Origin of the sequence: Streptomyces sp. NPDC101219, from assembly GCF_044767675.1 — a bacterium.
Lineage (GTDB): Bacteria > Actinomycetota > Actinomycetes > Streptomycetales > Streptomycetaceae > Streptomyces.
Genome location: NZ_JBIWOK010000001.1, coordinates 510023 through 533849 on the forward strand (window position 1 = coordinate 510023; position 23827 = coordinate 533849).

Below are 23827 nucleotides of genomic sequence, written 5' to 3' on the forward strand. Positions count from 1 at the left end.
CCGCCGGCCGTCCCGCCCCGCGAGGCCCCCGCGGTCCTCCCGCCCCGCGCCCGCGCGGCGGCGGGCGGTGACCGCCGGTCGCCCTCCCGTCACCGAACCAGCCCGCCCAGCGCCCGAGTTGCCTAGGACACCTGTGCCGAAGACGCCCGAGAACGACCGCCCGCACCCGTCCGACCAGCAGGTCCCGACCACCGTGGACGAGGTGCGGGAGTGGCTGGTGGCGGCCGTCGCCGAGGCGGCCGGGGTCGACCCCCGCACCGTCGACCCGGACCGCCCGATCGCAGAACTCGGGCTCGGATCACGGCAGTTGGTGACCCTCGGCGCCGGGCTCGCCGAGCTCACCGGCCGGACGCCGGACGCCTCCGCCGTGTTCGACCACCCCACCGTCACCGCTCTCGCCGCAGCGGCCCTGCACGAGCCCGGCGCGGCACCGGACACCCGGCCCGGCGTCCCCGCCCCACGCCCGCCCTCCGGTCCCATCGCCGACGAGCCCCCCGGTCCCGCCGGCGACGACATCGCCATCGTCTCCATGGCCTGCCGCTTCCCCGGCGGCGCCGACGACCCCGAGGCCCTGTGGCAGCTCCTCGTCGAGGGCCGCGACGCGGTCACCGACGTCCCCCCGGGACGCTGGACCACCGACGGTCTGCACGACCCCGACCCGGAGGCGACCGGCACGGCGTACAGCCTGCGCGGCGGCTACCTCACCGGCATCGACCGCTTCGACGCCCCGTTCTTCGGCATCTCGCCCCGCGAGGCCGAGGCCATGGACCCCCAGCAGCGGCTGCTCCTGCAGACCGCCTGGGAGACCGTCGAACGCGCAGGCATCGTCCCCGGCACCCTTGAGGGCAGCGCCACCGGCGTCTACGTCGGCCTCTACGACAGCGGCTACCTGGCCGCGGCCGGCCTGGACCGGCTGGACGGCCACGTCGGCACCGGCTCCGCCTCCAGCGTGGCCTCCGGGCGCATCGCCTACTCCCTCGGGCTCCAGGGCCCCGCCGTCACCGTCGACACCGCCTGCTCCTCCTCCCTGGTCGCCCTGCACCTGGCCGCCCGCGCCCTGGCCGACGGCACCTGCGACCTGGCCCTCGCGGGCGGCGCCACGCTCCTCGTCACCCCGCGCGGACACGTGGAGTTCAGCAGGCTGCGCGGACTGTCCCCCAGCGGGCGGTGCAGCCCCTTCTCCGCCGACGCGGACGGCGTGGTGTGGGCCGAGGGCTGCGGCCTGGTCCTCCTCAAGCGCCTCGCCGACGCCCGGCGCGACGGCGACCGGGTGCTCGCCGTGATCAAGGGCTCGGCGGTCAACCAGGACGGCCGCAGCCAGGGCCTCAGCGCCCCCAGCGGACCGGCGCAGGAACGCGTGCTGCGCGCCGCGCTCGACGCGGCCGGCCTGCGGCCCGGCGACCTGGACCACGTGGAGACGCACGGCACCGGGACCCGGCTCGGCGACCCGATCGAAGGCCGGGCCCTGGTACGGGTGTTCGGACCGGACCGCCCCGCCGGCCGGCCGCTCGCCATCGGCTCCCTGAAGTCCAACCTGGGCCACACCCAGGCCGCCGCCGGCATCGGCGGCGTCATCAAGACGGTCCTCGCGCTGCGGCACGAGACCCTCCCCGCCTCCCTGCACGCCGGGACCCCGACCGAGCACATCGACTGGGCGGACGGCGGTCTGCGCGTCGTCGGTGCCGCCGAACCCTGGCCGCGGGACCGGCACCGGGTGCGGCGGGCGGGCGTGAGCGCCTTCGGCATCAGCGGCACCAACGCGCACGTGATCCTGGAGGAGGCGCCCGATCCGGCCGGCGCGGGCGAGGAGCCGGCAGGGCTCGCGGCCCAGGGCACCCCGGGAGAGGCGGCATCGCCGTCCCGGCCCGGCACCCCACCGGGGGCAGCACCCGCGGAACCCGCCGGACGCCCGCTGCTGTTCCCGCTGTCCGCCCGCACCCCGGCCGCCCTGCGCGGGCAGGCCGACCGCCTCGCCGACGCCCTGGCCGTTCGGCCCGGCACCCCGCCCGCCGCGGTGGCGGCCGCGCTCGCGCACCACCGCACCCACTTCGAACACCGCGCCGTCCTGCCCGCCGCCGACCGCGACACCCTGCTCACCGCGCTGCGCTCCCTCGCCGCCGGCACCCCCGACCCCGACATCGTGATCGGCCCAGCGCGGGCCCTGCCCCGGGGCAAGGTGGCCTTCGTCCTGCCCGGCCAGGGCTCCCAGTGGGCCGGCATGGCGCGCGACCTCCTCACCCACGACCCGGTGTTCGCCGACGAACTCGACCGCTGCGACGCCGCCCTGCGCCCCTACACCGACTGGTCGGTCACGGCCGTCCTGCGCGGCGACGACGGGGCCCCCTCCCTCGGCCGGGTGGACGTCGTCCAGCCCGTGCTGTTCGCCGTCATGGTCGCGCTCGCCGCCGTGTGGCGGGCCCGGGGCGTCGAGCCGGACGCCGTGATCGGACACAGCCAGGGCGAGGTCGCCGCCGCCTGCATCGCGGGCGCCCTCAGCCTCAACGACGCGGCGGCCGTGGTCGCCCTGCGCAGCCAGGCCCTCACCGGCCTGTCCGGCACCGGCACCATGGCCGTCGTGGCGCTCTCCCCCGGCGAGGCGGAGGCGCGCATCGCCGGGTCCGGCGGCCGGGTGTCCGTCGCCGCCGTCAACAGCGACCGCTCCACCGTCCTCGCCGGGGACACCGAGCCGCTGGAGCGCCTGCTGGACGGCCTCCACCGTGACCAGGTCTTCGCCCGCCGCCTCGACGTCGACTACGCCTCCCACACCGCCCGGGTGGAACCCCTGCGCCGGGAACTCCTGGAGGAACTCGACGGCGTCCTCACCTCACCCACGCCCGTCACCTGGTACTCCACCGTCACCGGCGAACCCGTCACCGGGGAACTGGACGCCGGGTACTGGTACACCAACCTGCGCGAACCCGTCCGGTTCGCGCCCGCCGTCGAGCGCATGATCGCCGACGGGCACCGCTTCTTCGTCGAACTCGCCCCCCACCCCGCCCTGCTCACAGCCCTGCGCACCGTCGCCGGGGACGAGGACGACGTCGTCGTGGTCGGCTCGCTGCGACGCGACGAGGACGGCCCGGCCTGCCTGGACCGCGCGAGCGCCGAACTCCACGTCCGGGGGCTGCCCGTCGACTGGCGGCGGCTCGTGCCCCGCACCGCCCCGGCCGACCTGCCGACGTACGCCTTCGAACCGCACCGCTACTGGTCCGAGCCGGCCGCCGCGGCGACCGCGCCCGGCCTCTTCGACCGTGCCGAGCACCCCCTGCTCGGCCTGCGGGTCCGCTCGGCGGACGCCGCCCGCTGGACCTTCCGCGCCGCCTGGTCACCGGCCACCGCCCCCTGGCTCGCCGACCACGAGGTCTTCGGCCGCACCGTGGTCTGTGCGACCACCCTCCTCGAACTGTGCCGCGCCGCCCTCGCCGAGGCCCGCCCGGACGGCCCGCCGGACGTCACCGGCCTGCTGCTGCCGGCGCCCCTCACCCTGCCCGCCACCGGCACGGTCGAGGTGTCCGTGGAGGTGGACACCTCCCTGCCGGTGCCGGAGGTCACCGTGCACAGCCGGCCCGTCGGCCGGGACGGCGCCGACTGGGTCCTGCACGCCACCGCGTCCGCGCACCCCGCGCTCCCGGCCACCGGTGAGGAACCGCCGCCCCGCCCCGAGGGGGCCGCCTCCACCTGGACCGAGGAGACCTACGACCGGCTGGCCGCCCTGGGGCTCGGCTACGGCCCGGCCTTCCGCGGGGTGCGCGAGGTGCTCCGCACCGGCGACGACACCCTGCTGGCCCGGCTGTCCCTGCCCCGCGCCGCCCGTGACGACGCCGACGGCTACCCGGTCCATCCCGCCCTGCTGGACGCGGCACTCCAGGCGGCGGCGGTGTTCGACCCCGACGACCGGCGGGTGCTGCTCCCCGTCGCGGTGGGCCGCTGCACCCTGCCGCCCGGGGGCGCGAGCGACCTCACGGCGTCCCTGCGGCGCACCGGCTCCTCCGGCCCGGACGTCACCCTCGACGTGCTCCTGTGGGACACTGACGGCATGCCGGCCGGCCGGCTCGACGACGTGCGGCTGCGCGCGAGCGACCCGGCCGACCTGGACGGCGCCTCCGAGAACGCCCGGCACCTGTACGAGGTCGCCTGGACTGCGCTGCCCGGCGGCGCCCCCGGCGGGCCGGACCCCGAGGGCACCTGGTCGGTACGGGAGCCGGAGCGCTCCTCCGCCTCACCCGACCCGTCCCTCACGGAGGCGCTCGCGGCGGCGGGCGTCCCCCTTGCCGCTCCCGGGACCCGCCCCGACGTCGTCGTCCGCCTCTGGCCGGGGTCCGGCCCGCAGGACGAACCGGCCGCCGCGGCGCACGCGCTGGCCGCCGCCGCGCTCACCGAACTGCGGGACCTGATCGCCCTCCCGCCGGACCGGGCACCCGCCCGGACCCTGTGGGTGACCCGGGGCGCCGTCGCCGCCCGGCCGCAGGACACGGTGCCCGGCCTCGCCCAGTCGGTGCTGTGGGGACTGGCCCGCAGCGCCCGCGCCGAGCACCCCGGCCTCGGCCTCGTCCTGCTGGACCTCGACCCGGCCGACTCTCCCGACGACACCGTCGCCGCCCTGCGCTCCGATGACGACACCGTCGCCGCCCTGCGCTCCGCCGCCGCCCGGCACGACGAACCCGAACTCGCCCGGCGCGCAGGGACGTTGCTCGCCCCCCGGCTGGTGCGGGCCCGCCCCGACACCGCCCTCGTCCTCCCCGCCGGCGACGCCTACGCCCTGACCGGCTTCCCGGCCGCGCCACGGGCCGACGCCGTCCCGGCCCCCGCGCCCGGCCCCGGGCAGGTGCTCGTCGAGGTGCGGGCCCTCGCCCTCGGGGACGACGCCGTGCCCGCCGTCGGCGCCGGCGTGATCACCGCGTGCGGCCCCGGCGTCGACGGCCTCGCGCCCGGAGTCCGGGTCACCGCCCCCGCCGGGAGCGCACCGGGCTCCGGCACCGTCGCCGACGCCGCGTCCGTCACGGTGCTGCCGGAGGACATCCCGTACACCGTCGCCGCCGCCGGGACGGACCCGGCCGGCCCGCCGCCGGTGGTCCTGCCCGTCACCGCCGCCCGCGAGGCGGTCCGGCGGACCGCCCCGGGCGGCCGTCCCGTCGTCCTCGACCTCGCCGGGCGCCCCGCCCCGGTACCCGCCGACGGCACCGTGCTGATCACCGGCGGCCTCGGCGCGATCGGCCGGACCGCCGCCCGGCTCCTCGCCGCCCACGGCGTCCCCCGCCTGCTGCTCACCTCCCGCCGCGGCGCCGACGACCCGCGCGCCGAAGACGTCACCGCCGAACTCACCGCGCTCGGCGCCCGCGTGGAGATCGCCGCCTGCGACGTGGCCGACCCGGACGCCCTCGCGGCCCTCGTCGCCGGCATCGACACCGCGGCACCCCTGCGCGGCGTCGTGCACTGCGCCGGCGTCCTGGCCGACGCGGCCGTCACCGAACTGACCGCCGACCGCCTCGCCCACGTGCTGCGCCCCAAGGCCGACGGCGCAGCCCACCTGCACCGCCTCACCGCCGGCCGGCCCCTCGACCTGTTCCTGCTCCTCTCCTCGGCCGCCGGTGTCCTCGGCAGCCCCGGCCAGGCCAACTACGCCGCCGCCAACGCCTTCCTCGACCAGCTCGCCCACCACCGCCGCGCCCTCGGCCTGCCCGCCCTGTCCCTCTCCTTCGGCGCCTGGGCGGACGAGGGACTGGCCGCCGCGCACGCCGACCTGGACCGCCTGGCCCGCCACGGCCACCGCGCCCTCACCCCGGACCAGGGCCGGGACCTGATCGAGCTGGCCCTGCGCCGCACCACCGCCCACCTGGTCGCCTCGGCGCTGGACCTGCCCCGCCTGCGCGACACCGTGACCGGCGGCCCCGCCGCCACCACCGCCGTCTGGCGCACCCTGCTGCCCGCACCGCGCACCGCACCCGGCACCGGCACCGCGTTCGCCGAGCGGCTGGCCCGGCTGCCCGAGGCCGAACGCGGCGCCCGCGTCCTGGCCCTGGTCCGCGAGGAGGCCGCCCGGGCCCTCGGCCTCCCCGGCCCGGACCCGGTCCGCCCCGACGAGCCGCTGCGCGACCTCGGCATGGACTCGGTGACCGCCGTCGACCTCCGCAACCGCATCGGCGCCCGCCTCGGGGCCCGGCTCCCCGCCACCCTGCTCTTCGACCACCCCACCCCGGACCGGCTCACCGCCCACCTGCTCACCGGCGTCCTCGCCGCCGGGCCCGCGCCCGCACGCCCCGCCCCTGCCCGCCCCGCGCCGGCCGCAGGCACCCCGGCCGCCGACGAACCCGTCGCCGTGGTGGGCACGGCCTGCCGGCTGCCCGGCGGGGCCGACGACCCGGAGTCCCTGTGGCGGCTGCTCGCCGAGGGCCGGGACGCGGTCGGCCCGTTCCCGTCCGGACGCTGGGACGTGGAGTCGCTGTACGACCCCGACCCCGACACCCCCGGCACGTCCTACGTCCGCGAGGGCGGCTTCCTGGACGACATCGAGTCCTTCGACGCGGCCTTCTTCGGCATCACCCCCAAGGAGGCCGCCGCCATGGACCCCCAGCAGCGGCTGCTGCTGGAAACGGCCTGGGAGGCCCTGGAACGCGCCGGGATCGTGCCCGGCGACCTGGAGGGCGGCACGGCGGGCGTGTACGTCGGCATGTTCGGCAGCGACTACCTGGCGGGCTCCCGGCTGGACCAGCTCGACGGCTACGTCGGCACCGGCTCCGCGCTCAGCGTGGCCTCCGGCCGGCTCGCCTACACCCTCGGGCTGCACGGCCCGGCGATGACCGTGGACACCGCCTGCTCCTCGTCCCTGGTGGCGACGCACCTCGCCGTGCAGGCGCTGCGCTCCGGGGAGTGCGACCTGGCCCTCGCGGGCGGCGCCACCCTGATGGTGACCCCGCAGACCTTCGTCGAGTTCAGCCGCCTCAGGGGCCTGTCCCCGACCGGCCGCTGCCGCTCCTTCTCCGACGATGCCGACGGCGCCGTGTGGGCCGAGGGCGCCGGCATGGTCGTCCTGAAGCGGCTCGGCGACGCGCACCGCGACGGCGACCGGGTGCTCGCCGTGCTGCGCGGCACCGCCGTCAACCAGGACGGCCGCAGCCAGGGCCTGTCGGCGCCCCACGGCCCGGCCCAGGAACAGGTGATCCGGCGCGCGCTGGAACGGTCCGGCCTGCGGCCCGGCGACATCGACCACGTCGAGGCCCACGGGACCGGCACCACCCTCGGCGACCCGATCGAGGCGCACGCCCTGGCGCAGGTGTTCGGCGCGGACCGCCCCGCCGGCCGCCCCCTCCACCTCGGCTCCCTCAAGTCCAACATCGGCCATGTGCAGGCCGCGTCGGGCATCGCGGGACTCATCAAGGTCGTCGAGTCGCTGCGGCACGAGACCCTGCCGCGCAGTCTGCACGCCGGCACGCCCACCCGGCACGTCGACTGGGACGGCAGCGGACTGCGTCTGCTGCGCGAGCCCGTGGCCTGGCCGTCGGGCGGACGGGTGCGGCGGGCCGGGGTCAGCGCCTTCGGCATCAGCGGCACCAACGCGCACGTCGTCGTCGAGGAGGCGCCGCCCGCCCCGGCCGCAACGGATTCCGAATCGGCACCGCCCGCCCCGGCCGCAACGGACGCCGAAGCGGCACCGCCCGTGCCGGGCCGCGGCCTGTTCCTGCTGTCCGCGCGCAGCGAGCCCGCCCTGCGCGGCCAGGCCGCGCGGCTGGCACACCACCTCGGCGACGGCGGCACACCACTGACCGACGTGGCCCACACCCTCGCCCGGCACCGCGGCCACTTCGAGTGGCGCGCCGGCCTGGTCGCCGGCGACCGGGACGAACTCCTGGCCCGCCTCGACGCCTTGGCGAGCGGACGCATGCCGGTCTCCCCGGTCGCCGCCGACCCGGCCGGCAAGGTGGCCTTCGTGTTCGCCGGACACGGCGGGCAGTGGCCCGGCATGGGCCTCGAACTGATGCGCCAGTCACCGCAGTTCCGCGACGAACTGCACCGCGTCGACGAGGCCGTGCGGCGGCACGCCGGCTGGTCGGTGCTCAACGTGCTGCGCGCACCGGAGGAGTTCTCCCCGCTGGAACGCACCGAGTACCTCCAGCCGGTGCTGTTCGCCGTCAACGCGTCGCTGGCCGCCGCCTGGCGGGCCCTCGGCGTCCGCCCGGACGCGGTCGTCGGCCACAGCCTCGGCGAGATCGCCGCCGCGTACACCGCGGGCGCCCTCGGCCTCGACGACGCGGTCACCGTGGTGACCGCCCGCGCCCACGCCGTCGTCCCGCACGTCGGACACGGCGGGATGCTGGCCGTGGAGCTGCCGCCCGAGGAGGTCGGGGACCTGCTGTCCGCCGCCGACGGACGGCTGTTCGTCGCGGCCGTCAACGGCCCGCGCTCCACGGCGGTCTCCGGCGATTCCGGTGCGCTCGCCGAGCTGCGCGGCCGGCTGGAGGAGCGGGGCGTCACCGTGCGCCCGCTGTCGACCCCGTTCGCCTCGCACACCCCGCTGATGGAACCGCTGCGCGACGAACTCCTCGCCCGCCTCGGCGACATCCGGCCCACCCCGTCCGACGTCCCGGTCTACTCCGCCGTCCACGCCGAGCGCGTCCCCGGCGAACGCCTCGACGCCGCCCACTGGTTCGGCAACCTGCGCCGGCCCGTCCGGTTCGCCGACACCGTCCGCCGCCTGCTCGACGACGGCTACCGCCACTTCGTCGAACTCAGCCCGCACCCCTCGCTCACCGGCTCCGTCGAAGCGGTGGCCGCCGACGCCGGCATCGCCGTGTCCGCCGTCGGATCACTGCGGCGCCAGCAGGACGGCCGGAACGTGCTGCTGCGCCGGGCCGGCGAGCTGTACGCGGGCGGACACACCCCCGACCCGGCCGTCCTGTTCCCGGCCGGCCGGCCCACCGTCCTGCCGACCTACGCCTTCGCCCGGTCCCGCCACTGGCTCGCCCCCGCCTCGGCCGCCGCACCCGGCGCCCCGCCCCTGCTCAGCACCCACGTCGAGGCCGCCGACGAGCCCGGACGGCACCTGTTCCAGACCGAGATCGACCTGCGCGACAGCCGGTTCGCCTACCTGGCCGACCACCGGGTCACCGGTGAGGTCTGGCTGCCCGCCGCCGCCTTCCTGGAAACCGTCCTGGAGGCGGCCGCCGCGCTCGACCCCGGCGCCGGCGCCGAACTGACCGACATCGGCTTCCTGCGCCCGCTGCGCCTGCCCGACGACGGGCCGGTACGGCTCCAGCTGGTCCTGCGGCCCGCCGAGGACGGCGCCCGCGACGTCACCGTCCTCGCCGCGGCCCCCGGCGCCCGCTGGCACCAGCACCTCACCGGACGCGTCCGTACCACGCCCCCGGCCGCCCCGGCGGACCGCGAACCGCCCGCGGCGCTGCGCGCCCGCGCCACCGGGCAGGCGGACCTGCCCGCCCTCTACGGCCGGTTCGCCGCCCTCGGCATCGACTACGGGCCCGCCTTCCGCGGCCTCGCCGAGGGCCACCGCGCCGACGGGGCCGCGCTGGCCCGCCTGACCGGCCGGCCCGCCGAGGGCCACCTGATCCACCCGGCGCTCCTCGACGCCGCGTTCCACACCGCGGCCCTGCCCGCCGGGGCGCCCACGGACCGGGCCTTCGTACCCGCCGGGATCGGCAGGCTGCGGTTCACCGGCCGGCGCGCCGCCCCGGCCTGGGTGACCTGCCACCCGCGGTCGGTGTCCGGCGACACCCTCACCTACGACCTGCGGCTGTGGGACGCCGACGAGCACCTCGTCCTGGAGGCCGAGGACCTCCGGCTCGCCGCGCTGTCCCCGCTGGACGGCGCCCTGTTCGAAACCCGCTGGCAGCCCCGCCCCGACCCGGCCGGACGGCCCGACCGGGGGAGCTGGCTGATCCTCGCCGACGACAGCGGCACGGCCGCCGGGCTCACCGGCCGGCTGGACCCGTCGGTGCCGCACGTCGTCGCCCGGCGCGGAGCGCGGTTCGCCGCCGAGGGCCCCGGCCGCTACGTCCTCGACACCGCCGACCCGGACCAGCTGGCCCGGTTGCTGGACGAGGCGTTCCCCGACGCGCCGCCCTCCCGCGTGGTCCAGCTCTCCGCCCTGGACGCCCCCGCCGTCACCGACGGGCGCACCGCCGAGGAGGCGGCCCGGCTGTGCTGCCTGACCACCCTCCACCTGGTCCGGGCCCTGGCCGGACGCGGCCCGGCCCCGCGCCTCTTCGTCATCGTGCGCGGCAGCCAGGCGGCCGGTGACAGCACCCGTGTCGCCCACCCGCAGCAGGCCCTCGCCTGGGGCTTCGGCCTCGCCCTGGACCAGGAGCACCCGGAACTGTCGACCACCCTGATCGACCTGCCGGAGACGGACGGCGCCGACGCCCTGTGGACCGCGCTCGCGCACGCCGACGACGAACGCCTCGTGGCCCTGCGCGACACCGGACGGCTGGTGCCGCGCCTGACCCGCGCCCGCCCCGACGACGGCGGCACCGGTGTCTCCGCGGACGGGGTCCACCTCGTCACCGGCGGACTGGGCGGCCTCGGCCGGGTCGTCGCCGAACGGCTGGTCCGCGGCGGCGCCCGCCGCCTCGCCCTGATGAGCCGCGGCACCCCCGACGCGGACACCGCGGCCTGGATCGCCGGACTGCGGGACGACGGCGTCACCGTGCACCTCGCCCGGGCCGACGTCGCCGACCGTGCCGCCCTCGCCTCAGCCCTGGACACCCTGCGCCGCGACGCCGGCCCGATCGCCTCCGTCGTCCACACCGCCGGCGTCCTCGACGACGCCACCGTGGCCAACCTGACCGACGAACGCGTCCTGCGCGTCCTGGCGCCCAAGGTCCTCGGCACCGCCCTGCTCACCGAGCTCACCCCCGAGGCGGACGGCCTCGTGCTGTTCGCCTCCGCCGCCGGACTCCTCGGGTCGGCCGGCCAGGCGCCGTACTCCGCCGCCAACGCCTTCCTCGACGCCTGGGCCCACCACCTGTCCCGCGCCGGCCGCCGCGCCCTCAGCCTGGACTGGGGCGCCTGGAGCGGCGTCGGCATGGCCGCCGCGTCCGCCACCCGCGCCGCGGAGACCGGCCGGTCCGGCCTCCTCCCCTTCACCCCGCAGGAGGGCGGCGAGCTGTTCGCACGCGTGCTGGGCACCACCCGGCGCCAACTGGCCCCGCTCGCCCTGGACCGTGAACTGCTGGCGCTGGCCCCCGACCTGGTCCGCTCCCGCCCGCTCCTCGGCGACCTGGCCGGCGGCACGACCGCGCCCGGCGACACGGACGGGCTCGCCGCGAAGGCCCTCGCCGCCACCACCGGCGCCGACCGCGCCACCTGGCTGGAGGCGTACGTGCGCGCCCGCGTCACCGCCGTCTCCGGCGGCACCGTGGACGCGTCCGGGACGGCGGCACTGAAGGAACTGGGCCTGGACTCCCTCATGCTGGTCCGGCTGCGCAACGACTTCGCCCGCGACCTGGGCGTCGAGATCCCCGCCGCCGAGGTGTTCGCGGCCACCGACACCCGCGGCCTCGCCCGCGTGCTGGCCGAGGCCCTGCCCGAGCGGGCGGCCCCCACCACGGCGGCACCGGGGGAACCGGACCGCGGCCGCACCGACGTGCCCGACAGCGAGCTGCTGCCCGCGACCCGGGACGTCGTCCGCCTGCTGCGCAGCGCCCGGCCGGACATGCCGGCCGCCGCCCACGGCATCGGCCTCGCGGCCCGCGTCACCACCCCCGTCACCCGCGAGGACCTCACCGCCCTCCTCACCCGCCTCGCCGCCCGCCACGCGGCCCTGCGCACCGCCGTCGTCCCCGGCCCCGACGGCCCCCGGCTGCGGGTGGACCGCGAACCGGCGGGGCCGCTGCTGCGCTGGACCACCGCTACCGGCCCCGACGACCCCGGCCTCGACCCCGGCGAGCGGCTGAGCGCCCTCCTGGAGGAGCCGTTCGACCTGGCGGAGCCGCCCCTGTGGCGGTTCGAGTTCGTCGACGGCGGCGAACGCGGCCGGTATCTCGTCCTGGGCGCCCACCACGCGGTGAGCGACCTGCAGTCCCTGCTGCTGGTCGCTGCGGAGATCGACGCCGAACTGTCCGGCACCCCGCTCGACGGGAGCCCCGACAACCGTGACCTCGCCCTGCTGGCCGAGGCGCAGCGGACCGGCCCGCACGACCCGGAAGCGGCCGCCGCATGGCGGTCGGCCTTCGAGGGCGCCGCCCGCCTGGACCTGACGCTCAGCCACCCCCGCCCGGCCCGCCGGACCTACCGGGCCGGCAGCGTCACCGTGCCGCTGCCCGAGGACCTCACCGCCCGCATCGCGGCCGCCGCGAGCCGCCTCGCCGTCACCCCGGCCGCCTACTGCCTCGGCGTCCTCACCGTGCTCCTGGCCCGGCTGCGGGAACGCGAACGGTTCGTCCTCGCCGTCCCGGTGGACACCCGCATCCACGCCGACGCGCCCGGCGCCGTGGGCTTCTTCGGGGTGCCGGTGCCGTTCCCGGCGCAGGCCGGGCCGGGGGAGCGGATCGAGGAGGTGCTGCGCCGCACCGACCGGCGGCTGCGGCGGATCCTCACCCGGGGCGCCATGTTCTCCGACGTCCTGCCCGCCCTCGCCCGGCAGGGCCTGCACCGGCCCGAAGCCCCGCTGGTGGAGGTCTACTTCAACTACGTGCGCTCCGGCGGCGGCCGGATGGATCATCTGGAGGTGCTGCCCGCCGGCACGGGCTGGTCCGACCTCGACCTGATGGTCACCATGACCCCCGACGCGGGACGGATCCGGCTGGACCACAACCTCGACATCCTCGACGCGGCGACGACGCACGGCCTGGCACAGGAGTTCCTGCGGCTGCTGGAGACGGCGGCCCAGGACCCCTCCGGGACGGTCGCGGCGGAGACCGCCCCCCGCACGGCCGCCGGACCCGGGCAGCAGGACGGTGCCCGCCCGGCCCTCGCCGCCACCTTCGCCCTCGGCCGGCTGCCCCTGATGTGCGGCACCGCCCTCGACGCCCGGCACGAGCACGACCGAGGCCCCGACCACCCCCGGACGACGGTCGCCGAGGCCCCCTACCACCAGGTCCTCGCCGCGCTCCGGGACCCCTCCGGGGTGCTCGCCGACCCGCGGACGGACGTGGGCGTGGTGCTGCTGCGCGGCGCCGACCTCGCCCGCTTCGGCCCCGTCGACGACACCCTGCTCGCCGAACTGCGCACCGCCTACCCGCAGGCCGTGCGCGACCTGGCCGAACGGACCGGAAAGCCCCTCGTCGTCGGCATCCTGCCCACGGCCCGGCCCGAGGACCGGTTCACGCGCTGGGAACAGGAGGTGACCGCCGCGCTCGGCGAACAGAACGGCGTGGCGGTCCTCGGCCCGGACGACTGGACCCGGCACCACCCGGTGGACGAACGCTTCGACGAACGCACCGAACGCCTCGCCCACCTGCCGTTCACCCCGCAGTTCCAGGCGGCCGTCGCGCTCACCCTCGCGGAGGTCGTCGACACGGTGCGCCGCCCGGCACCCAAGGTGATCGCGGTGGACGGCGACGAGACCCTGTGGGGCGGCGTGGCCGGGGAGACCGGCCCGGACGCCGTGGACCTCACCGGGGCACGCCGGACACTGGCACGCCACCTGCTGCGCCTGCGGGAGGCCGGAGCCCTGCTCGTGCTCGTCAGCAACAACGACGAGGACGTCGTCCGCGCGGTGCTCGACCGTGCCGACAGTCCGCTCGGGCCCGACCACTTCAGCGTGCTGTCCGCCGGCTGGGAGCCCAAACCGGAACGCCTCTCCCGGGCGGCCCAAACCCTCGGCCTCGGCCTGGACAGCTTCCTGTTCCTCGACGACAACCCGGCCGAGATCGCCCGGATGCGGGCCGCACTCCCGCAGGTGCTGTCCGTGACCTGCCCCCCGGCCGACCGACTGCCCGGCTTCCTGCGGCGGTTGTGGCCCCTCGTGCCGGCGGCGGTCACCGCGGAGGACGGCCTGCGGGCCCGCTTCTACGCCCAGGAACGCGAGCGGGACGCGGCCCGCGCCGAGGCGGGCTTCGAGGAGTTCCTGGCCGGCCTGGAACTGGCGGTGGACATCCGGCCCCTGGCCGACGCGGACGTCCAGCGGGGCGAACAACTCGTGCGCCGCACCAACCAGTTCGTGCTGCGCGCCCGGGCGTCCGACGGTACGGACCTGCAGCGGTGGCGTGCCGCCGGCGAGGTCTGGACGGCCGCGGCCCGCGACCGGTTCGGCGACTACGGGCAGATCGCCCTGCTCGCCGTCCGGGCGGACGGCGACCTGCTCGACGTCCTCGCCTGGGCCATGAGCTGCCGGGCACTGGGCCGCGGCGTCGAGGAACGGCTGCTGCAGTGGCTGGCCGACCGCGCCGACGCACTGGGCTGCACGAAGGTCCGGCTGACCGCGGACCGCACCCCGCGCAACGCACCGGCCCGGCGGCTGCTGGCCGCGCTCGGCGGCGGCAGCCCGGACGACGACCGGCTGGAGGCCGTCGTGACACCGGAACACCTGCGCACGTTCCGGTCCTGGCGCACGACGGACGCACCGTCGTGACACCTGCGCACGACCGACCGGCGGACACACCCGCGGCAGCGGGACGGAAAGGACACGGAACAGTGACGGCAGCGAAGGCGTCGGGGGGCTCCCTTGCGTAAGACGGAGGACCAGGACGCGGTGGCCCGCGCCGAGGCGATCGAACAGGGCGGTGGCGGCCCCCTCGGCATCGCCGACCTGCTCGCCAGGGTGGCGGAGGCGGAAGCGGCACAGCCCGCAGAGGCCGAGCCGCCCCGCGACGCGGACGCGGCGGGTGCGCCGTCCCCGGCCGCCGCCGCGGCGGGCCCGCCACCACCACCGGACGCCGACACGGCGGATGCGCCGCCGCGGCCGTTCGAGGACGCAACGGGCGCGCGTTCGCCCGGCGTTGCGGCGTCGGACGTGTCGCCGTCGCCGTCGGTGGCTGCCACGCCGGGCGCGCCCGCGTCGGCTGCTGCTGAGACGGAGCCACGGTCGCCGGCCGCTGCCCGGCCGAACGCGCTGTCGACGGCCGTTGCCGAGACGGGCGTGTCCGGGTCGGGCGCTCCCGTGCCGGACGCGTCCCCGTCGGCCGCCGCCTCGGCGGAGTCACCGTCACCGGCCGCTGCCTCGCCGAGCGCGCCGTCGCCCGCTGCACCCGTGCCGGACGTGCCCCAGTCACCCGCCGCTGCCGAGTCGGACGCGTCCCCGTCGGCTGCTGCCGGGACAGAGCCACCGTCCCCGGCCGCTGCCCCGCCGAGCGCGCCGTCACCGGCCGCCTCGCCGGACGCGTCGGCGAAAGCCGCTGCCCCGCCGAACGCGCTGTCACCGACAGCTTCTTCGCCGGACGCGCAACCGCCGGCCCCCTCCGTCGCCCCGCCTCCGTCCCCGCCCGCCCCGCACACCCCCGACGGCCTGGTCGCCGCCATCGCCGCGACGGCCGGCCGCTTCCTGCCCGGCGGGCACCTCGCCCCCGACGCCGACTTCTTCGACGCCGGAGGCACCTCCGTCGACGCGGTGGAACTCGCCGCCGCCCTGGAGGACGAACTCGGCGTCGTCCTCGACCTGGACGAGATCTTCTCCGACGCCCGCCCGACCAGCCTGGCCCGCCGCTGCCTGCCCGCGGCGGCCACCGGCACGGCCACGGACACACCGACGGCCGCCGACGACACCCCCGCGCCACACACCCCCGCCTCCGAAGCCCCCGCCCCCGAACCCCCCGCGCCCCCAACCCCGCCCCCGGCGGCCCGCCCTGCCGCAGCGCAGGGCGGGCCCCGCGCCGGGGCCCGCCCCGAGGTGCTGGACCAGATCCTCGCCGACCTCGCGCTCGCCGACCGCCTGCCGTTCACGGCGGACCCCGAGCCGCTGCCGCCCCGCCGCCTGCTGCTGACCGGAGCCACCGGGTTCCTGGGCGGGCACATGCTTCTCGACCTGCTGCGGCACAGCGACGCCCACGTGTACTGCCTGGTGCGCGCTGCCGACGAGCAGGCCGGGCTCGCCCGCCTCGGCGAGGCGCTGGCCGGTCACCGCCTGCCCTGGTCCTCGGAGGTGCGCCGCCGCATCACCGTCCTGCCCGGTGACCTGCGCAGCCCGCGCCTCGGCCTGGCGGAGGAGACCTGGAACCGGCTCGCGGACGAACTGGACGGCATCGTCGGTGTGGGCGCCGCCGTGGACTTCCTGCGCGGCTACGCGTCGCTGCGGCAGAGCAACGTCCTCGGCGCGCTCACCCTCGCCGAACTGGCCGCGACGGGACGCCCGAAGCCGCTGCACCACATCTCCTCCGTCGCGGTGTTCAACGAGGTGGGGATCGTCTCGATGGGGGAGGACGACCCGCTCGCGCACGTCGACCGCCTGGTCGCCGGGTACGACCAGAGCAAGTGGGCCGCCGAGGTGGCCCTGCGCCGTGCGCGGGACCACGGGCTGACCGTCACCGCGCTGCGCCCCGGCGGCATCGGCGGCCACACCCGTACCGGCGCCTACAACCCGCAGGACCTCAGCAGCGGCCTGATCTCGGCCTTCGGCCGCTTCCGCACCGTGCCCGCCTTCCGCTACCTGAACGCGGCGCCCGTCGACTGGGTGAGCCGGACGGCGGTCGCCGTGATCTGCGAACCGGACGCCTGGGGCTTCGACTACAACCTCACAGGTGTCCCGAACACGCTGGACGACGTCGTGCGGGACATGGCGTTCGGCGGGCTGCACGTGAGGGTGCAGGACTGGGACGAGTGGCGCGCCGACACCCTGGCCCGTCTCGAGGCCGAGCCGGTCGACGGGCTGTCCTTCCTCACCCGCGTCCTGAGCAGCCCGTCCGCTCTCGCCCTGTGCGAGGCGACCCTCACGGGCCCGGCGGCCGGCATGGAACGCACCGCAGCCCTCGTGGAGGCGCTGGACCTGCCCCGGGCCGCCCGGTACGACGCCCGGGCGCAGCTCAGGACGTTCGAGCGGCTCGCCGAGGACGGCCTGGGGCGGCTGCCGGGCAAGGAGGACCCGCCCTACCTGTGGTTCACCGAGACGACCGAGGGCTCCGTCGGCCCGGCCGGTGCACCCGCCGACAGCCCGTGTTCCATGGCACTGACCCTGTCCGTCGCGAGCATGCACCAACTGGTCTCGGAGCGCCGCGTCGACGTCCGCGGGGTGGTGAGCTGCCCCGCCGTGCACGAGGGGCCGCTGACCGTGGAGGACGGCGACCTGTGGGTGCGGCCCGAGGAGGGCATCCCGCAGCGGCACGGCATGACCCACCAGCTCATCCGCTACCGGCTGCGGTTGCGGGACCCGGACGGCGGCCAGTGGTGGCTGGAGGGGCGCAAACACGCCCGGGCCCGCCGCGACCTGTGGCGGCAGACGCGCGCGCTGACCGTGGAGATCGGACGGGAGGGCGAGCCGGCCCGCCTCACCGGCGAGGTCGTGGTCCCCGCCGACTCCTACGTCCGGGACCAGATCGACGGCATCCGGGTCGACCCGCGGCTGACGGACCGGGAGAAGCGGGCCGCCAAGCTGACCTGGCTCGCCTGGTTCGGTCTGGAGATGGGCCGGGGGCTCCTCGGCCCGTTCGCCCGGGCCGCCGCGGACCTCCTCGACCTGCGTCGCACCACCACCCTCACGGAGCGCCACCGATGATCTTCCGAACCGCTCGTTCCGCTCCCCGGCCCGCGCTGCGCCGGGTCCGGTCGGGTCCCGCGCTGCGGCCCCTGAAGCACCGCCTCGACCCGGCGGCCGTCGAGGAGATCCCGTTCCGGGCGGGCGACGGCGTCCGCCTCGGCCTCACCCGGGTGGATCCCGGCGAGCAGGGCCGTCCGGCGGTGCTGCTCCTGCACGGGCACACCGCCTCCGCCGACATGTTCCTGCTGCCCGAGGTCCGCAATCTCGTCGACGTGCTGCTCGACGACGGCTACGAGCCCTGGCTGCTGGACTGGCGCGGCAGTTGCCGGCTGCCCTCCAACGAGACGGGCGGCCGCTACACCTACGACGACGTCGCCCTGTACGACATCCCGGCCGCCGTCGACCACGTCCGGGCCCGCATCGGGGAGCGGCCGCTGTTCGTGGTGGCGCACTGCATCGGTTCCCTGTCGCTGTCCCTGAGCATGACGGCGGGCCTGGTGCCGGGACTGGCCGGCGTGGTCTCCCAGGGCGTCTTCCTGACGCCGAAGCTGGCCGGCCGCACCACCCTGCGGATGTCCGTGGCGGGGGAGCTGCTGAAGTCCCGGATCGACCACATCCCCGTCGACTTCCGCAAGGTCGGCCTGTGGTCGAAGTACACGCCCCTGTTCGCCCTGGCCTCCCGCGGGGCGGGCTGCCCCGACCCGACCTGCCAGATCCTGCACAACTCGGCCTGGGGCAGCGGCGCCTCGCTGTTCCGGCACGAACACCTCGCCGCGGCCACCCACGACCGGCTCGCCGAACTGCTCGGGCCCGCGCCCCTGTGGATCCTGCCCCACCTGCGCCGCATCGAGCTGGCCCGCACCGTGGTCCGCTGGCACGACACCGACCACCGCTACCGCGCCCTGCCCGCCAACGCGCTGGACGCCGCGGGCCGGATCGACAGCCCGGTGCTGCTGCTGTCGGGGAGCGACAACGGGCTGTGGCTGGATTCCCAGAAGCTGTGCCACGAGGTGCTGACCCGCCGGCAGCCGCACCTGGACGTGCGCTACACCGAGATCCCCGGGTACGGGCACCTCGACACGTTCCTCGGCCGGGGCGCCGCGCTGGACGTGTACGGCCACATCCTGGACTTCCTCGCCGAACGGCGCTGACGGCAACCCCGCCGACCGCTACGCTACCCGTGAGTAACCGGATCGCACTCCAGGAGGCGACGCCCCATGCCGCAGTTCGCTGTCGACGGCGCGGAACTGACGTACGACGACGAGGGGCCCCGTGACGCCGAGGACGTCCCCCTGGTGTTCATCCACGGCTGGACCGCGAACCGGCACCGCTGGGACCACCAGCTGGCCCACTTCTCCGCCGGCCGCCGGGTGATCCGTCTGGACCTGCGCGGGCACGGCGGGAGCAGCGGAGCCGGCGCGCCCAGCATCGACGCGCTGGCCCGGGACGTCGTCGCCCTGCTGGACCACCTCGGCGTCGACCGGTTCGTGCCGGTCGGCCACTCGATGGGCGGCATGATCGCCCAGACCCTCGCCCTCGCCCACCCCGACCGGGTCGAGCGCCTGGTCCTGGTGAACTCCATCAGCCGCATGACCTACAGCCGCGGCCGGGGACTGCTGATGGCGGCGTCCACCCGGGTGCCGTTCCGGCTGTTCGTCGCGGCCAACATCCAGCGGGCGTTCGCCCCCGGCCACCCGCGCGAGGAGGTCCGGAAGTACATCCGTGACTCCTCGGCCACCCCGCGCGAGGTGGTGATGACGCTGTACTCCGCCATGCGGGCCTTCGACGTCCTGGACCGGGTCGGCGAGATCCGTGTCCCCACGCTCCTGGTGCACGGACTCCACGACATCCAGCTGCCGGTACGGCAGATGCTGCGGATGGCGACCCGCTACCCGGACGCGGTGATCCGCATCGTGGACGCGGGACACGAACTCCCGGTGGAGAAGCCCGCCGAACTCACCGCGGCCCTGGACCGCTTCCTCACCGCCCCGGCCCCGGAGGCGACCGCCTGACCACGGCCGTGGGCTACTTGCCGCGCACGTCCCCGAGGGGTTCGGGGGCCGCCTCCAGCGCCGCGACCGCCTCCTTCCAGTCCGTGTCGTCCTCCGCCAGACGGCTGCGCAGGTAGGCGGTGGTGAGCCGCTGGAGCAGCGCCACCCGGGCCGGGTTCTCGTCCGTCGTCTCGGCGGCCTCGTAGCCGGAGATCCCGCCGAGGGAGTGCTCCGCGCCGTACAGGGTGAGCAGGTCCGTGGCGCCGGGGGCGTGGGCGTAGACGTCGGTGAACCAGTCGGGCCCGCGGGTGGACAGCGCGGACCGGTCGTGGTCCCCGGCGACGACGAGCGTCGGTGTGGTCAGCGTGGCGAAGTGCGGGCGCATGAAGGGCAGGTGCTCGACGGCGAACGGCGTCAGGTCGTCGCCCAGCCCGGTCGCGGCGAGCAGGACACCCGCGGTCACCCGGGGGTCGGACAGGTCCTCGCCCACCTCGCCGTCGGGTCCGAGGACCCGCGCGCCGAGCAGGACGCCGGCCGTCTGGGCGCCCCACGAGTGGCCGGCCACGGCGACGCGCCGCCGGTCGACGCGCCCGCCCAGTCCCGGCACGGCCGCCTCCAGGGCGTCGAGTCCGTCCAGGACGCGGGAGAGGTCCGTGACCCGGTGGCGCCAGATCAGCGGGGTCCGCGGGTCCGTCGGCGGCAGGGCGAGCGTGCGGGAGTCGAGGTGGGTGGGCTGCAGGACCACGAAGCCGTGGGCGGCCCAGTGGTCGGCCAACGGGCCGTAGTGACGCATCGAGCAGCCGAAGCCGTGCGAGAGGACGACGACCGGCAGGTCGCCGCCGGCCGCGGGGGCGGACACGCGGACCTGGAGGTCCTCGCCCCGGCCGGGGGCGGGCAGGACGACCGGCTGTGCGGAGATCACGGTGGCGGGGCCACCGGTGGTGTGCGCGAGATCCATGAGAAGTGCCTTCCGGGCAGCACGCGAGGGCGGCCGCCGTGGGGAAACTGAAACGGAACAGTGCTCCGCTTCAAGATACGGATCAGTGTTCCGTTTCGCAATGGACTCCGGAAATCGTCGCTCTGCGTCATCTCCCGGATGCGCCGAGTCGCCGCCCGGATCGATCCACGGCAGCATGGCCCCGTACGCACGCCCTCGCGTGCCCCGGGCACCCGCCGGTGCCGGCCGCGGTCCTCCGCCCGTCCGCCGGGCGGGGCGAACGGGGCTGCCGGAGCGTGCGTGACCCCGCGACGCGGGGATACCCGGCCCTCCGCCACGGCGGCCGGTGGCCGGTGGCCGGCGTCACCCGCACCGGCCCGCCAAGCCATGAGCAGTTCGAAGGAGCCCACGATCATGACGGACGTTTCCAGCCGGGGTCCCGCTCCGGGCGACGAGCGCAAGGTCCTCACCAACCGCCAGGGCCACCCGGTCTACGACAACCAGAACCAGCGCACGGTCGGCGCCCGCGGCCCCGCCACGCTGGAGAACTACCAGTTCCTGGAGAAGATCAGCCACTTCGACCGGGAACGCATCCCCGAGCGCGTCGTGCACGCCCGCGGCGTCACCGCCTACGGCCACTTCGAGGCGTACGGGAAGTGGGGCGACGAGCCGATCTCCCGTTACACCCGCGCCAAGCTGTTCCAGGAAGCGGGCAAGCGCACCGACGTGGCCGTCCGCTTCTCCACCGTCATCGGGGGGCGCGACTCCTCCGAGACGGCCCGCGACCCCCGCGGCTTCGCCGTGAAGTTCTACACCGAGGACGGCAACTGGGACCTCGTCGGCAACAACCTCGGCGTCTTCTTCATCCGGGACGCCATCAAGTTCCCCGACGTCATCCACGCCCTCAAGCCCGACCCGGTCACCTTCGAGCAGCAGCCGCGCCGCATCTTCGACTTCATGTCGCAGTCGCCGGAGTCCATGCACATGCTGGTGAACCTGTTCAGCCCGCGCGGCATCCCGTCGGACTACCGCCACATGCAGGGCTTCGGCGTGAACACCTACAAGTGGGTGAACGAGGCCGGCGACACCAAGCTGGTCAAGTACCACTGGATGCCCAAGCAGGGCGTGCGGTCCATGACCGAGGAGGACGCGGCGAACGTCCAGGCGGAATCCCTCGGCCACGCCACCAAGGACCTGTACGAGGCGGTGGCCCGCGGCGAGTACCCCGAGTGGGAACTGCTGGTCCAGATGATGGACGACCACGACCACCCGGAGCTGGACTTCGACCCGCTCGACGACACCAAGACCTGGCCCGAGCAGGACTTCCCGCCGAAGCCGGTGGGCCGGATGGTGCTCGACCGCATGCCGGAGAACTACTTCGCCGAGAACGAGCAGATCTCGTTCGGCACCGGCGTCCTCGTCGACGGCCTGGACTTCTCCGACGACAAGATGCTCGTCGGCCGGACCTTCTCCTACAGCGACACCCAGCGCCACCGCGTCGGACCGAACTACCTCCAGCTGCCTGTCAACCAGGCCAAGAACGCCGAGGTGCGCACCAACCAGCGCGACGGCCAGATGACGTACCACGTGGACGGCGGCGGGGAGAACCCGCAGGTCAACTACGAGCCGTCGATCACGGGCGGCCTGCGGGAGGGTGAGTTCCCGACCCACGACGAGCAGGGCCCGGAGATCCGGGGCCGGCTCACCCGCAAGCGCATCCCGCGCACCAACGACTACCTCCAGGCGGGCCAGCGCTACTGCCTGATGGAGGACTGGGAGCGCGACGACCTGGTGAAGAACTTCATCGACCTGTTCGGCCAGTGCGACCAGGAGGTGCGCGAGCGCATGGTCTGGCACTGCTACCTGGCCGAGAACGACCTCGGCCGCCGCGTCGGCGAGGGGCTGGGCATCACGCCCGAGGACCTCGCCGGCCTGGAGCCGCTCGCGAGCCAGGACCTCACCGACGAGGACCGCAAGCGGCTCGCCAACCTCGGCGACAACCCCCCGCGGGACGTCGAGGGGCTCACCATGACCCACTGCGTGCCCAACGAACGGCACGTGGTGACCCGCTGACCGACCGGCCCGGCCCAGCGCCGGGCACCCGGCCCCGGGCAGCACCCGGCGGCACCGCACCACGGCACACGGCGTGCACCGGCGACCCGGAAGGGCACCGGCGCACGCCGTGCGGCGTGTCCGGCCCGGCTCTCTGCCCGCCCGCCCCGCCGTACCGCTCCGGATGCACCCGGCACCGGTCACGCGGGACGGTGAAATCCCGCCCCGCACCGATCGGACGGCCGGGCGGCGGGGGACTGCTGGAACATGACGAGTTCATCGTTCCAGCGCACCCTCATCCTGCCCGCCGCCGTGTGCGAACAGGCCGCCCAGTACCTCGAACAGGCGGCCCGCCGGACCGTCGACGGAGCCGGGATCCCCCTGAAGGCGTTCCGCGCCGCAGCCGACAGCGACTACACCCTCCCCGTCTCCGTGGTCGAGCAGGCGGCGGGCTGCCTGCTGGTCCTGGCGACCGAGACGGCGCAGACCGTGCGGCCCTCCGCCCTGCGCGCCACCATCAGCGTCGCCCTGTCCCTGAGGGACGCCGTCGAGGCGCTCCACCAGCCGGCCCTCACCACCCGCTACTGGTGAGGGCGGCCCGCGCGCCGCATGCCCGCACCCCGCCGGGGAACCCGGCGTCCCGTCCCGCACCCACGGAACCCCAGGAGAAGGCATGAGTCTGCTGCGCGTCCTCGGCCGTCCGATGCTGGCCTCGATGTTCGTCGCGGGCGGTCTGGACTCCGTCCGCAACCCGCGGAAGGTGTCCCCGGCCGCCGAGTCCGTGGTGCGGCCGGTCACGGAACGCGTCGACGCCGTGCCCGACCGCACCGAGGACGCCGTACGGCTCAGCGGCGCCGTCCAGGTCGTGGGCGGACTGCTCCTCGCGAGCGGACGGCTGTCCCGGCCCGCCGCGCTCGCGATCGCCGCCACCCTGGTCCCCACCACGCTGGCCGCCCACCGCTTCTGGGAGGTGGACGACCCGTCGGAGCGCGACCGGCAGCGCATCCACTTCCTGAAGAACCTGTCCATGCTCGGCGGCCTGCTGATCACCGCCGACGACACCGGCTCCGCCCCCTCCCTGCTGTGGCGTGGCCGGCACGCCGCCCACGACCTGCGCCGCGACGCCCACCTGGTACGCCGTTCCGTCCGGGCCGGCGCCCGCCCCGCCGCCGCGATGGGCCGGGTCCGCGCCAAGCTGCCGGCCTGACCGACGCCGGCCGCACCGCACGGCCGGGTGCCGGGTTAGTCCCGCGGGGCCCTGGGGACCCG

The 23827-nt window shown here is 76.3% G+C and carries 8 protein-coding genes; 7 read left to right on the top strand and 1 reads right to left on the bottom strand.

Annotated features, from left to right (window positions below; genetic code table 11):
* Positions 1–133: 133 nt before the first annotated feature.
* The 4 genes from ACIRPP_RS02430 to ACIRPP_RS02445 all read left to right on the top strand — a co-directional run bounded on the left by ACIRPP_RS02430 (position 134) and on the right by ACIRPP_RS02445 (position 19590).
* On the top strand, positions 134–14524 hold the full coding sequence (locus tag ACIRPP_RS02430) for an SDR family NAD(P)-dependent oxidoreductase (RefSeq protein WP_403637256.1): 14391 nt from the start codon (positions 134–136) through the stop codon (positions 14522–14524).
* Between the two features lie 93 nt (positions 14525–14617).
* On the top strand, positions 14618–17596 hold the full coding sequence (locus tag ACIRPP_RS02435) for a thioester reductase domain-containing protein (protein WP_403637258.1): 2979 nt from the start codon (positions 14618–14620) through the stop codon (positions 17594–17596).
* A complete protein-coding gene (locus ACIRPP_RS02440) occupies positions 17593–18729 on the top strand; it encodes an alpha/beta hydrolase (protein WP_403637260.1) in 1137 nt (378 codons plus the stop codon). Before ACIRPP_RS02435 ends, ACIRPP_RS02440 begins: the two co-directional genes overlap by 4 nt.
* Before the next feature lie 66 nt (positions 18730–18795).
* Positions 18796–19590, top strand: coding sequence for an alpha/beta fold hydrolase (locus ACIRPP_RS02445; RefSeq protein WP_403637262.1), 795 nt, complete (start codon positions 18796–18798; stop codon positions 19588–19590).
* 13 nt (positions 19591–19603) lie between these two features.
* Here ACIRPP_RS02445 and ACIRPP_RS02450 read toward each other — a convergent pair whose 3' ends face one another.
* The gene (locus ACIRPP_RS02450; protein WP_403637263.1) at positions 19604–20527 is read right to left on the bottom strand and encodes an alpha/beta hydrolase family protein; all 924 of its coding nucleotides are present in this window, start codon (positions 20525–20527) and stop codon (positions 19604–19606) included.
* 393 nt (positions 20528–20920) lie between these two features.
* Here ACIRPP_RS02450 and ACIRPP_RS02455 point away from each other — a divergent pair, with 393 nt between their 5' ends.
* From ACIRPP_RS02455 to ACIRPP_RS02465, 3 genes are all read left to right on the top strand, one after another.
* Positions 20921–22579 (top strand): catalase, encoded by a 1659-nt coding sequence (locus ACIRPP_RS02455; protein ID WP_403637265.1) that lies wholly within the window; start codon positions 20921–20923, stop codon positions 22577–22579.
* Positions 22580–22825: 246 nt separating this feature from the next.
* Complete coding sequence (locus ACIRPP_RS02460; protein ID WP_192235826.1) at positions 22826–23149, top strand: hypothetical protein; 324 nt, start codon at positions 22826–22828, stop codon at positions 23147–23149.
* An 82-nt stretch (positions 23150–23231) separates the two neighbouring features.
* Positions 23232–23765, top strand: a complete 534-nt coding sequence (locus tag ACIRPP_RS02465; protein ID WP_403637267.1) for a DoxX family protein — start codon at positions 23232–23234, stop codon at positions 23763–23765.
* The last annotated feature ends 62 nt before the right edge of the window (positions 23766–23827 follow it).